11 protein-coding genes are annotated in these 13,031 nt (G+C 39.0%); 5 read left to right on the forward strand and 6 right to left on the reverse strand.

Annotated elements, in window-relative coordinates; all coding sequences use genetic code 11:
• Nucleotides 1-517, forward strand: a 517-nt coding sequence (locus tag CZ367_RS03900) for an IS3 family transposase (protein ID WP_144006016.1), incomplete at its 5' end; no start/stop codon positions are given.
• A 293-nt stretch (nucleotides 518-810) separates the two neighbouring features.
• On the opposite strand, the gene CZ367_RS03905 is transcribed toward CZ367_RS03900, so the two are convergent.
• Nucleotides 811-1,647: an IS982 family transposase gene (locus tag CZ367_RS03905; RefSeq protein ID WP_449421164.1), complete on the reverse strand. Its 837-nt coding sequence runs from the start codon at nucleotides 1,645-1,647 to the stop codon at nucleotides 811-813.
• A gap of 37 nt (nucleotides 1,648-1,684) precedes the next feature.
• Between CZ367_RS03905 and CZ367_RS03910 the strand changes: the two genes are divergently transcribed.
• Nucleotides 1,685-2,302, forward strand: coding sequence for a hypothetical protein (locus CZ367_RS03910; RefSeq protein WP_077195712.1), 618 nt, complete (start codon nucleotides 1,685-1,687; stop codon nucleotides 2,300-2,302).
• 27 nt (nucleotides 2,303-2,329) lie between these two features.
• Here CZ367_RS03910 and CZ367_RS03915 read toward each other — a convergent pair whose 3' ends face one another.
• The 5 genes from CZ367_RS03915 to CZ367_RS03935 form a co-directional block, all read right to left on the reverse strand.
• Complete coding sequence (locus CZ367_RS03915) at nucleotides 2,330-3,310, reverse strand: IS982 family transposase (RefSeq protein WP_077195713.1); 981 nt, start codon at nucleotides 3,308-3,310, stop codon at nucleotides 2,330-2,332.
• Between the two features lie 86 nt (nucleotides 3,311-3,396).
• A complete protein-coding gene (locus CZ367_RS03920; protein WP_077195714.1) occupies nucleotides 3,397-6,198 on the reverse strand; it encodes an outer membrane beta-barrel protein in 2,802 nt (933 codons plus the stop codon).
• A 565-nt stretch (nucleotides 6,199-6,763) separates the two neighbouring features.
• Nucleotides 6,764-7,999, reverse strand: coding sequence for an IS4 family transposase (locus CZ367_RS03925; RefSeq protein WP_077195715.1), 1,236 nt, complete (start codon nucleotides 7,997-7,999; stop codon nucleotides 6,764-6,766).
• A 68-nt stretch (nucleotides 8,000-8,067) separates the two neighbouring features.
• Nucleotides 8,068-8,334 (reverse strand): hypothetical protein, encoded by a 267-nt coding sequence (locus CZ367_RS03930; protein WP_077195716.1) that lies wholly within the window; start codon nucleotides 8,332-8,334, stop codon nucleotides 8,068-8,070.
• Between the two features lie 246 nt (nucleotides 8,335-8,580).
• A complete protein-coding gene (locus tag CZ367_RS03935) occupies nucleotides 8,581-9,879 on the reverse strand; it encodes a vitamin K epoxide reductase family protein (protein ID WP_077195717.1) in 1,299 nt (432 codons plus the stop codon).
• Nucleotides 9,880-9,971: 92 nt separating this feature from the next.
• Between CZ367_RS03935 and CZ367_RS03940 the strand changes: the two genes are divergently transcribed.
• The 3 genes from CZ367_RS03940 (at nucleotide 9,972) to tnpC (ending at nucleotide 12,962) form a co-directional block, all read left to right on the forward strand.
• Entirely contained in the window at nucleotides 9,972-10,388 is a 417-nt protein-coding gene (locus CZ367_RS03940; protein ID WP_202613108.1) for a helix-turn-helix domain-containing protein, read from the forward strand.
• Nucleotides 10,304-10,987 (forward strand): IS630 family transposase, encoded by a 684-nt coding sequence (locus CZ367_RS03945; protein WP_144005935.1) that lies wholly within the window; start codon nucleotides 10,304-10,306, stop codon nucleotides 10,985-10,987. Before CZ367_RS03940 ends, CZ367_RS03945 begins: the two co-directional genes overlap by 85 nt.
• A 559-nt stretch (nucleotides 10,988-11,546) precedes the next feature.
• On the forward strand, nucleotides 11,547-12,962 hold the full coding sequence (gene tnpC, locus CZ367_RS14780; protein ID WP_237581533.1) for an IS66 family transposase: 1,416 nt from the start codon (nucleotides 11,547-11,549) through the stop codon (nucleotides 12,960-12,962).
• Nucleotides 12,963-13,031: the final 69 nt, after the last annotated feature.

Raw genomic sequence — 13,031 nt, forward strand, 5'->3', positions numbered from 1 at the left:
ATACAAGAAGCCTTACCTCTTGCGACATTTGGACATAAACCATCCAAATCACGTGTGGAGTATAGACATCACCTATATTCCTATGAGGAAGGGCTTTATGTATCTTACGGCTATCATTGATGTCTACAGTCGCTGTATTATGGCCTGGGGACTGCATAACACTCTTGAAAAGGCCAATAGCATAGAGGTGCTGCATACGGCTGTCAATGCTTACGGAAATCCAGAAATCATCAACTCTGATCAGGGCAGCCAGTACACCAGCGAGGAATGGACATCTACCTGCGAGGATTTAGGTATAACCATCAGTATGGATGGACGTGGCAGATGCAAGGATAACATATGGATTGAGCGCTTCTGGCGTACTATTAAAACGGAGTATATTTATCTGAATCCAGAGGATGACGTGTGTCTGCTACGTGAAGGGATAAAGAATTGGATTGAGTACTACAACAAGAGACGACCACACCAGGGTATCGCACATGAGATTCCAATGACCCGTTATGAAAAGAGTGCGTGATATGCATTTTTTTGCCATAATACTATCGTATTCCAAAAAAAAGATGTACTTTTACAGCACCCAAGGAAGGATGACGGTGATACTTTACGCTGTTGTCGAAGAAATGGTGGGGCATCGAGCCCCATCCATTTCTACCCAAGGAAAGGACTCTGGCTCACATTGTCTGTTGTCAGTAATACCCCAGTTCGGGATAACTGAGTGTCTAATACGATATAAATGCAGCGTGAATATGCCTCCTCCCCATACCATTAGGAGTGGGTAATAACAGAAGGCTGAAAGAAATTGTTTTGCCCTTAGAATAGTGACAGCTGTTTGGTGTCTTCGATGCAGTATCCCTGCAATGCCTTTGGCTTGTTGTCGAAGAAACAATATGCTCCCAATGCCGAAATAAGGTTCATGATAAAGTTGCTTATAGATCTATGGCGTGAGTGTACAATCTGTGCCGTATTCTTCAGCATATCGTTGATTGTTTCGATGATGTATCTCTTGCGCAGCATCATTCTGTCATAGAATGGCATCAGCTTGTTTTTCATGTTTACGCGCAACCCAGTTATCAGTTGTATTCCATCCTCAAAGAGGAAGTCAAACAGCTTCTGCGAAATATAGCCTTTATCAGCGAACAGCTTGCCGTACAGTCGTTTAGCGAGAACCTTGAACACATTCGGATCCTTGTCGCTGACATTTGCGCCTGTAAGGACAAAGGCTATTATCTCGCCTCTGTCATTGCACGCAAGGTGGAGCTTAAAGCCATGGCACCAACCCATTGTTCCTTTTCCGTCAGTGGCAATTCTCTTGAATACCTTATTGGCATATCTCCTGAGATTATGGCATACAGGTATCATCGTGGAATCAACGAATGTTATGCCGGTACATCTTCCGAAAGCTCCCAAATTAAGGAAGAACATGAGCTGGAAGAACACGCGGCTTTCCAACTCCACAACGCGATTGTACGACACGGCTTTCGGAAAATAAGACTTCATCGTACCCTTGATGAAGAACAGATAGTAATGCTTGAAATTGCGGAATGTACCAAAATGAAAATACAACAAAATGGTCATAATTTCACTGTCGGACAACGACGCTTGGCGACGTCTACGCTTGACTCCGCTATTGTCTTCAAGTAGATTTATTAAAAATATTGTTTACCTTTGCATAAAATTTAGAATTATGGCTATGAGGTTTCAGATAAATATTAAAAGCGTACTATTGGTAATATTGTTTGTGACATTTTGCCTTCATATTAGTGCGCAAGAGCAGGATTCAAAATGGGAAGAATCACAACAAACATATATTAATTACAAATATGGTTTTATATGGCATCTTAATGAGGAATTTAATTGGAAACTTCAGCCACTAAGACAAAAGGGTTCCATCTTCGCAGCTTCAGATTCTGAATCACATATAGTAGCCTATATATTAACTTCCAAACTTAACTCTAAAATTAATGATATATGGAAGAATCATCAAGATTTCTTAAGAGGTATATCAGAAAATATAGAGCAAGATTCTGGAATAAGGCTCATATATTCAAAAAAAGTTTTATTACAAGGGAAGCATGCACTAAAAACAAAGTTAAGCTATTCTTTGAGTAAAGATGACAGGTTTCAAAATGACGGTATCGATTTTGACATATATCAATATTGTGTGCTTATTAATGGTAATTGTGTTATGTTCAATATAATGGTCTTATCAGGACTTGAGGAAGAACTTTATAAATATAATCTTACAATTGAAAACGCTCTATTCGGTGGAATTGTTCTAACAACACCAGAACAACTCAAATAGACATCTTTTTTATACCCGTTGGCGGAATTAATTTAGTGCATATTTAATTCTGCCAATTGGTCTATTGTTAATGAAGTTTACGTATTGCAGAATGGTGAGTGCGCTAATCTTGCCAATGATTCTGGCAAACAAACCATTCGTTATTTTCGCATAGTTCCTGATGACCAAGAATTGGTCTGTAAGTTGCGAGAATAGCGTTTCAATTCTCTTTCTTGCCTTTGCCAACGGTACGAATGTCGGTTTCCAGTCCTTTTGGTTGTGCCGATATGGACACTCCAGTTTTATGTGTGCAGTCTCGAATAGGTTAAGCTGTACGTCAGCTCCAATATACCCCTTGTCGCCATAGCTGCTACAGTCGTGATAAGTATGTTTTACATCTTTCATATAACGGAGGTCAGCCATACTTGCCTTTGACAGATCGTAGGAATGGATAACTCCGCTTAAGCCACAGAGTGCATGTAACTTATAGCCAAAATAGTATGTATTCTGCGAAGCACAGAAACCAAAGTCGGGAGCTTGCGAGAAATCACTGGTACGTCCCATCTTACAACGTTTTCCTCTTGCTACCCTACAGACCTCTATTGGCTTGGAGTCAACAAAGAACTGTTCCTCTCCGCCATCCATTTCCATGGCTATCCTCTTGCGCAGTTCCTCACACAAGCCAGCTGTTTTCTTTCTACGGTCATTGAATTGTCTCCTTGATATGAGATTGGGAATGCTGTCCTTGTACTCTTGCAGTTTATAGTCGAACAGCCACTTCTCGCTATCAATGCTCTCTGCCTCTGCCGTCAGGGATAATGCTACCACTTCCAAGTCCGAAAACTTAGGAACGGAACCACGACGTGGAACATTACCCGATTCATTGACGAGATTTTCAAAGAATTGCTTGCATATCTCAAGTATTTTGACGAATTTTGTATAAAGGTTGTACATACGATGGTTTGAACTTAACGTTTTGAATACTACTAAGTTACTAAAAATCAATGATATGTACAACTTTTTATTCATATTTATCAACTTAAATTAATTCCGCCAGTGGGTTATTTCTTATTACTATTTACATCATTCAACATTCTAATCTTGAAAAGAATTAATTATTTCTTTTTGGGGTTAATGTTGAACTTCCACGCAAGAGAAAGCATTACATATCGTGGTATGCTGTTGTTCCACGACTCTGTACGTCCTTGCGAATTAATAACGTAGCGTGTGTTTGACAGTTGTTGCAACAGGTCGAAACCTTGTAGTTTAGCGGTAAGATGTCCTTTTAAGAAGGTACGTGCCAACTGAACATTCCAAATCCAATCGGTGGTATTCATCTCTGTTTGTTGATAGCCTCGCCTTGCAAACATCGTTATGTCGGTGGTAAGTTGCAACTCCCAAGGCAATACAATCTGTGCATTCAGCCCTATGTTGTAGTCAGATGCCTTGATTTTCTCAAAGCCTACACGCGCACTATTTATAAGATAGTACTTTCCACCTGTATGGAATGTAAATTCATAGTTGTCGTTCAGACGATAATTAACCTTCAGTTCATCGCCAAACTCCCAGTTATTTACAATGCTTCGTTGGCTTTCAGTGCTTCCTGCTATTGAAGCCATATCTACACTGTGGTTATAATTCGTAGAGAAATTGTTACTGAACAGGATTTTGTTTGCTTTATCCAATGCACGTTTAAACTCCACTTCAAACTTTGTATTCCAATTGCCATTCACATTAGTAGGATATATTGTTGAAATTCCTGTAGCATTATCGAAGATGAGCGCGTATGCCACTTGGTTGTCTGTTCGGTGATAATTAGCTGATAAACTAATTGTTTGTTCCTTTTCTCCATTAAAGGTAATATTGGCATTTACATCATAATGATGCAGGTTACGTAAGTCTTTATTACCCAATCGAATGTTCAGAGGGTCGCTGTCGTTGCGATAATCTGCTGTGGCAAGCAGAGTTGGAAAGTCTGATTTCATACCTGCAGTAAAATCCCACGATACATCATCGCCCCAATGACTAATTCGTATGTTTGGTTCAAAGAATAATTTACGACGAGAAAAACGTTGCTCGTTCACACCATAATAATGGAAGTCAGCATTTAATAAACGCAACGGAAGGTTTACTGTAAACTCTCCATCGAATAGTTTTCTACAGAATTTGAAGTAGTGGAAATTAAATCTATGTTCGTTTCGATACTCATTAAAACGATAACTATTGTTATTATCCAATACAGAAAGCAAAGCATTTGAAGCAGAAGGCAAGACATTAAATTGATTAATATCTCTTCCAGCAATCCAGTCAAGACGGTAAAGCAATTCACTTGCCTTGTTGTAAGTGTAGGTATAAGAATAACTTGGAGCAAACGTTGTCTTACGTATATTTAAATCATAGCCCACACTAGCAGATAGCTTCAACTTCTGATTGGGCATATCAAAGTAATTGTTACGATTGTCGTTGGGCAGACCTCCCTGCAAATATTGAACGTTGTTCAACATAAACTGCTTTTGCTTATTACGATTGTAACTTACAGAAAAGTCTCCGCGTATTAAGTCTGTAATGTACTTAACATAATTGTCTGTCGAGAAGTCAAAGTTGAAATCGCTTGATTCAAGACTGTTTCTCGATAGCAAAGTATTCAGCCTTGTTGTTTCATTTGCAGTGGCGCTGTTCGTACTTCCAAACCCATTATTGCGCAGATAGGAAATACTAAGAGAGTTAGATGTAGAGTAATTAGTCTTATCAATAGAAAGACGGTTTATGCTTTCCCACTTATCCGAACTACTCAGTTGTTTGCTATGATTGTGTAAGAATGAGTTTCCTTCAGGCAAATAAGTCTGCTTGTGTGTAACAGACTCGTTGTTTGTGTTGATATGTTGCCAAGTATTTTCGGTTGAGAACCAAGAAAATTCATTACCCAAGAAATGCAAATACGATGCGCCTGCATTCTTTACAGTAAGCAAACCATTACCAACATCTTGTGGACTCCATTCTCCAGTGAGTTCAGCACGCTGATTATCGTTCAGATTATTGATATTGAAGAAGGCTCCCATACGTTCTTTATCGGAGAACTTCATACCGAAACCACGAAGTTTGTAACGCTTCTGTGTACCGCCACCAGCTTCCAAATCGCCCATATAGCCCGTTGCATATTCACGTTTCAACCTGACGTCCATCACGTAAGTATTATCTCCCATATTTTGTTGCATCAGCCTTGACTTTGTTCCCGCCTTGTTATATACCTTTATTTTGTTCACCGTATAGGCAGGAAGGTTCTCTAAAGCCAGTTTAGGATTGCCGGCAAAGAATTCCTGTCCGTTTACCAACAGACTCTGAATGAACCTCCCATTCACATAAATCCTTCCGTCTTTCTCTAACTTTGCACCCGGCAGACGGGCAATCAAGGCATCGAGCATATTGCCTTCGGCTAAATTAAAAGCATTGGCATTGTAGACAATGGTATCGCCTTTCATGACCATTTTCACCTTTGAAGCAACAACCGTAACTTCCTTCAGTTCGTGTTCTACAATCTTCGTCATTCGGATTTCTTTTACTTTAATATAGTCTTCGCGAGTGCTTCTTAATTCGCAATTCATATAACAAACGTCGTAGCCCTCTTTCTCAGCCTTAATAATGTACTTCCCTTTCGACGTTACAGCATCTTTAAATTCATAATAAGCCTTGTGATAACCAATATCCCAAGGCATCTCTTCTATATCCGCTGTAATCGTATCAATAACAACACTGTCGGCAGTCATTAAGGTAATTTTGGCTGTAACCCCCATACCTGTGATGTTATCAACAACAGAACCTTCAACGGAATGTTTGTAATCATTCGCCTGTGCAGGCAAAGCAAAAAACAATAACAGCAGACAAATACATTGAATGTGCTTTTTAATATAGATTCTCATAAGATTTTAGAGTTTTAATTATCAACTTTTTAGGTTTCGTTATTTTTCTTTACAAAGATACATATATAGATAATAAATTCTCAAAATAAGTATTAATTTAACAGTCTTTTAACACTAAAACATCTTAAAAAAAAGCCAAAACCAATGCAAAAGAATAATATTCCGAAACCTTTCTGAGCGTTAAGGACTGACAAAAGTACAGGTTCTGAAGATATTTATACCCGTTCTAATACTATTTACGTGCGTGAAAATTGAATTATCACAGCTGTGAGAAACATTTATCTAAGCTTTGATAAACTATTATCTAAGCTTAGATAAATACTTATCAAAGCTTAGATAATTTAAAATACACGTAGAAAAATCATACTATATACGGTTTCCCGCGAAAGGGAAACGTGCCAAAATAATATCAGAACCTCTGAAAAAGTCTATCCTGACATCAGAAACAAGGATATGGCTTATTGATTATTATTGCTGTCCGGTAAAACTCAAAAGAGCATAAATATCCTCCCCGAAGCCCTGTAAAATTGGACTTCGGGGGTTATTTTTTTCAAAAGTAAGCCCCCTAGTCGAAAAGACTTGGTTCTGGTGGTGCTTTTTGCATCTCCTTTGCAAGGAAATCATTCCAAGTTTTTTCGGGGTTTTCCATAAATGCGATAAAATCGACGTAGTACATAAGCATAAGTCGTACCATGGTAACAACTTGTGAGAATGCACAGTGTCGCTTGATGCTTCTCGACAGAACTGTTATCAGCAGATTGGCTATCAGAACCACCCATGTCTGTATTTGTACGGCGTTGACGCTGTCCCCATAGAAGAAATGAAGTGGGAAATTCTGTTTGAGCTGTTTGTACAACGACTCGATAGCCCATCTTAGGCGGTAGATTTCAGCAATGTCCTCAACAGTAAAGTCAAAGTTGTTGGTCAATAGTACAACAGGTCTCTTTGTCTCGTAAAATATCTCCACCCTTCGTGCCTCGTGGGTGAGTTCTCCTCTTGTAAAAAGCACTTTCTGATCAATATGCGTTACGAGGCCCTCTGCATTGACATACGTAACGGATTTAAGTACCTCATACTTAAGGTTTTTCTTCATTTTGGTCACGTAGCAAACGCCCTCTTCTGTAAGACGTTGGAATTGCGCGACATCGACATAACCACGGTCCATTGCTAAAGTGGCGTCTTTGGGCAGATGCACCTCTTTGAGCAGGTAATGGTCGTGTTTTGCAGCTGAAGTGAGTTGCACCACCATTGGCACGCCGACATGATACTTCATTACCGTATGCACTTTCATACCGCCTTTCTTCTTGCCTGATTTTGGATGCCGCCCGACACCTTTGAGTATGTTGTCAAAGAGCGTTATAGTGGTAGAATCCATCATGTAAAGCAACTTCTCCCAGTCTTTAGGCTCGTGCGTCTGCCCCTTATAGCACTTGGAAGGGCGGCTGTCCGCTAAAAATTTGGCATACTTCTCCAAAAGATACGCATAAACACTTGCAAAGAACTCCTGAGGGCGGCGTATATTGGCCTCAGCAAGCGTGCTGCGACGAACCAAATAGCTCATTCCGAGGTGTCTGAGCTTGTGAGCCTCAGCCTTCATGCCTATCTCAAGTTCGCGCAGAGAATCAAAGTGTTTGAGTATGCCGAACAGCATTACGACGAGATGTTGGTAGCCGTCAAAGCGCTTCACGTAAGCCTCGCTTCCTTTCGTTTCGCAGCTTATCTGAAGAATTTTCTCTTTGTCGAGTAACTTTAATACTTGACTATAGACCGGCTGTCCGGTAAAATGACTATCTTTGTTCATGGTTATGTTTTATTTTAGTAAAGACAAAGATAACCAAAAGGGCTGACACCTCGTGAGATGTGTCAGCCCTAATTTATTTTGTTTGAAAAAGTTTTACCGGACAGCAATATAAAAAAATATAATAAATCGCTGAAATTATATATTTCAGGCAATTCATAGCCATTTATAAAGATACTTGGAGTATATGATATTTTATTCTTCACACAAAAGTCAAACATACTTATAGCATTTGATTTATTTTTAGAAGAATGATCTTCTCTTATAGGGTGTAATCGGATAAATTCTTCAAGGTTTTTATTATCATTATTATACCAATCAGATAGAATTGATTCCATATCTTTATCTTCATAATATGAACTTAAGAATGTTTCAATAGGGGTATTCTTATATTCTTCAGAGGTTGGATCTTCAAAAAAGATAATTTGTAATTTTATCTCATCATTAGCCCAAGTTTAACGGGCATAATTATTTTTCATAAATTTTCAGTGTGTTTTGAGGGTTTCAGGTTTGCTAAGTACTTAATAATCAGCCGTAGCGTTTTCTGAATACGGGCTAAATCTGATTTGTAGGACACCAGCATATCAATTTTTTTTTGTTACTTTGCACCTATGCACGCAAATGTACAGACACGTTTTAATCCGGCAACNTTTTACCAACTGACTCAAAATAGGATGTGATAATGAGCAGTAATAACAATATGGATTACAAACCTTAACAATATGTATACTGCCATTAGGATTTCCTAAAATTACACCAAAATCATTTGTTATTCCTTCTATCTTCTTCTCATTTTTTAATAATGAGAAAAAAACATCTCTGTTATATTTTAGCTTTTTTAAAAGATTAGATGAATCTTTATTGTCTTTTATCCCTTGAATATATAGCCATAAAAGATAAGCTACTCCAAAAGAGAATATAAAAGAGCCAAATATGCTAAATGTTGAAAAAATATCAAATTTAAAACTATCAGAAAAAGAACCAGCTAAAACAGATAAAATGAAAAGTGCTAAGTTTATAAATTGAACTAATAAACATAAGATGCACCATTGCTTAATTATAAATTTCTGGTAATAAACAGAATAAATAATATAAGGAAGCGATAATAAATTAAAGTAACTAACTGTTACAAAAATATTAGTACTAAACGAATTAATTAATAAAGAAAAAAGTAAACCTAAATAATAAGAAAATCCTATTACAGTCCAAGGAACACCCCATATTTTAGAACCTTTAGAAGATAAGACTGCTAAACAATTAACCTTACGGCTTGAATTACATATTTTCCGAAGCGTAGGCGAATTCTTATCATACTCATACAAAAGCATTAAAGCAGTAATAACCCCACCCAATAATAGAAATAATATAAAAACAACGAAATAGATTTTTACAAAATTAGTCTTTATAAAAAATAAAGAAAACAGAAGATAAGAAAAAATAGAAACTGAAAGCAATATACTAAACATATTGCTTTGATTTTCTTTTTTTCGAGTATATGAATACTCTCTATCTCCTGAATTTTTATTTGATTCCGCATAAAAGATATACCCAGTGAATAGATCTAAAAAAAAATCTCTATCAATTAACTCTTTTTTCTTCTTAATAGGGTTATACCAATTAAGCTTGTCTTCATCTTGACTATAGATAATTGCAAATAAATTGGAGTTATTTTTTATATCTATTATTTGTGCTAAAAAACAACCTTCAATCTTTTCTATATTACTTTTATCTTCTAACTTTAAAGCTATTGATGAAATATTGAATTTCCCAAAAACATCTTTTACTGCACCTAAACTAGGAAAATCAGGATGTTCTTCCAATTCTTTACATAATAGACATTTGGTTAATTTTATATGCAATGCTTGACACAATAATATAGACATTTCCTCTATATTATGCAAAGGTTTAAATAATAAGTAAGTGAGCAAAATTAGTTTACATAAAATATTTATTGTATTTTTCCGTTTTATATGCAATGGGAAAGCCAAAAGTATTGGAGTTGACGGAGGCAGAACGCCTCGCACTCGAAAAAGGATTTCGCTTAGGCGAAAAGCACTGCTTCCGCATGCGTTGTCGTGCTGTGTTACTGAAAGCAGACGGACTGTCTTCTGCAGCAGCGGGCGTGCAAACGGAAATGAGCCACGTGAGCGTAAACGCTTGGGTAAAACGTTTCAAGTCCGAAGGAATAGACGGATTGAATACCCGTTCTGGCAGAGGTCGAAAACCTATTATGGACTGTTCGGACGAGGAAGCTGTGCGTCGTGCAATAGAGCAAGACAGACAGAGCGTGAGCAAGGCAAGAGCGGCATGGGAGCAAGCCTCGGGCAAAGAGGCAAGCGACTCAACATTCAAACGTTTTTTATCAGCATTGGCGCAAGATATAAGCGAATAAGAAAACGCCCAAGGGGAGAACCCTCGCCGCAACTCTATGAATACAAAGTCGAGAAGTTGCAAAAACTTGAAAATCAAGCGTCTGAAGGACGCATTAGGCTCTATTATGCTGATGAGAGCCACACTTGTACTGAAGGATATGTCCCTTACGGTTGGCAACTGCAAGGGGAGGATGTTTATGTCCCCTCCCAAAGGGTGGCACGACTCAATATCTTTGGAATGATAGACCGTGATAACCGTTACAATGGATTCACCACATTCGAAAAGATGACGGCAGATAAAGTCCTCAGTTTCCTTGATGATTTTTCGTTCAACTTGGAGATGGACACTTTTGTTGTCCTTGACAATGCTTCCGTACATAGAAACAAGAAGATCAAAGAACTTCGCCCAATATGGGAGCAAAGAGGACTTTTCCTCTTTTTCTTGCCTCCATATTCGCCACAATTGAATATTGCGGAAACACTTTGGCGTATTCTTAAAGGCAAGTGGATAAGACCACAAGATTATATAACTACTGACATACTTTTCTATACCACCAACAGAGCTTTGGCAGATATCGGAAAGGGGTTGCGTATAAACTTCTCTAAACATGTCGCTTAATTTTGATTAGTTACTTAATCCTCTAAAATTAATCATATGTGCAATAGATTCTTTTTTAAGTTAACATTTACACTATATACCGAACTTTTATTAAAAAGTTTTTAGCTTTACTTGCATCGCAGATAATATAACAACATCATACAACTTTGAGAAGTATTTTACTATTTTGTACAAAAGTAAAATATAAAAACAATGTAACAAATTTTTTATTATATTTTAATACAAATTTAACCCAAGTGTAACTACTCAGTACCCCTATGGTAAATCCATCAGAGAGTAATCCGAAGTGTTAAAACTAACCGCTCCAAATAGTAAACGAACGGCTGCCCGAGAGGATGGGAAATACCTTTTGATGGTAGCAAAAGTACGCTTATTCGCCTATGTATCAGTGTTTTGTATCTATTTTCGGAGACTCAACATAGTCCCCTACACGCCTTGGGGTAGGCTTTGTTAAAAGTCTCCATATTACATTTAACAGTCTGTATCTCAACTGTTTAAGTTTTCTAATACTCTTGTAGGAAATAAATTTACGTAGTATATTTGCAGCGTGAATGAGCAAGTGACAGACAAGGCAGATGTACTCCAGACGATAGAAAACAGATTTGCTTCGTTGGAGAAGAAGGTATCCGACCAGGATACCGAAATAAGCCGTCTCAACCGTCTCGTAAACCAGAAGGATAAAACCATACGGGATCTGAGGCAACGCCTGTCAAAGTATGAGGAACCACCAAAGGACAGTAGCAACAGTAGTATTCCGCCCACCCAAGACTCAATAGGAAACCAGATTGTTCGTCACACTAAGTCGCTCAGGAAGAAGAGCGACAGGAAGACAGGCGGGCAGCCCGGGCATGAGGGGCATTTCCTTGAGACCAATGAGGAACCAGATCTTATCGTCCACCACCATCCTGATGATGTGTGCGAGTGTTGTGGCGAGTCACTCGCTGATGTGGAGGCCGAGGTGATTGGCAAGTCGCAGGTTGTCGACATTCCCTCCATACAACCCACCACTACGGAGCACGTGCTGCTCGGCAAACGCTGCAAATGCGGGCACACGAACAAGTGCAGAGCCTCAAAGAAGTATACCAGCCGCATTTCATACGGCCCTAATCTAAATGCCATAATTGCTTACTTCGGACATTCCCAGTACATCCCCTTTGCAAGGCTGTGCGAGATGTTGCGCGATGTATTCCATCTTCATATCAGCCAGGGAACGGTGCAGAACATACTGACCCGGATGGGAAAGAAATCGGAGAATGCCTATAGGGAAATACGCGACCGTATCGAAGAGGCCGAAGTCGCTGGCGCCGACGAGACTGGGCTGTACGTCGGTGGGGAGCACCATTGGGCATGGGTCTTCCAGAACGACAATCTCACCTATCTCTTCCAGGACAAATCCCGCGGCAAGGCCGCAACGAGGAAGCATTTCCCCAACGACCTTCCTGATATCACGCTCGTGACGGACAGGCACAGTACCTATTTCAGGCTGAACGTCAAAGGACATCAGGTATGCATTGCGCATCTATTGAGGAACATACAATATCTCACAGACCTGGATAAGAACCAGACATGGTCAACGAGACTTACGGAGTTGTTGCAGGATGCGATTCACCTAAGGAAAAGCAAGACGATGGAGAAAGTCAAAAAGGCTGCAGCCGGTTTCTACGAAAGGCTCGACAGACTGCTTGAAGAAAGCACCAATCACTTACACAAGGACTTCAACGCCTTGAAAAAAGGACTCTACAAATGCCATGACTACATCTTCACCTTCCTCACCGATAAGCGAGTTCCATATGACAACAATGCCAGTGAGAGAGGCGTGAGGAACATAAAAGTCAAGCAGAAAGTAAGTGGTTGCTTCAGAACAGACGCTGGTGCTGACATCTACATGAAACTGCATTCGGTGACTGACACCGCCAAGAAAAACGGCAATTCCAAATTTGACGTACTGCTCGCCCTTGCTAATTTGCAAGGGTAAAGGCAGCATACCTATTTCTATAGGGGTACTGAGTAGTTACACCCAAGTTTAACGGGCATAATTATTTTT

Origin of the sequence: Prevotella ihumii (assembly GCF_900155655.1) — a bacterium.
GTDB lineage: Bacteria > Bacteroidota > Bacteroidia > Bacteroidales > Bacteroidaceae > Prevotella > Prevotella ihumii.

Coding starts and splice junctions, on each gene's coding strand:
- CZ367_RS03930 (WP_077195716.1), bottom strand. CDS start 8,334: ATGGAATCAATTCTATCTGATTGGTATAATAATGATAATAAAAACCTT.
- CZ367_RS03915 (WP_077195713.1), bottom strand. CDS start 3,310: ATGAATAAAAAGTTGTACATATCATTGATTTTTAGTAACTTAGTAGTA.
- CZ367_RS03945 (WP_144005935.1), top strand. CDS start 10,304: ATGGGAGCAAGCCTCGGGCAAAGAGGCAAGCGACTCAACATTCAAACG.
- CZ367_RS03940 (WP_202613108.1), top strand. CDS start 9,972: ATGGGAAAGCCAAAAGTATTGGAGTTGACGGAGGCAGAACGCCTCGCA.
- CZ367_RS03925 (WP_077195715.1), bottom strand. CDS start 7,999: ATGAACAAAGATAGTCATTTTACCGGACAGCCGGTCTATAGTCAAGTA.
- CZ367_RS03910 (WP_077195712.1), top strand. CDS start 1,685: ATGGCTATGAGGTTTCAGATAAATATTAAAAGCGTACTATTGGTAATA.
- CZ367_RS03920 (WP_077195714.1), bottom strand. CDS start 6,198: ATGAGAATCTATATTAAAAAGCACATTCAATGTATTTGTCTGCTGTTA.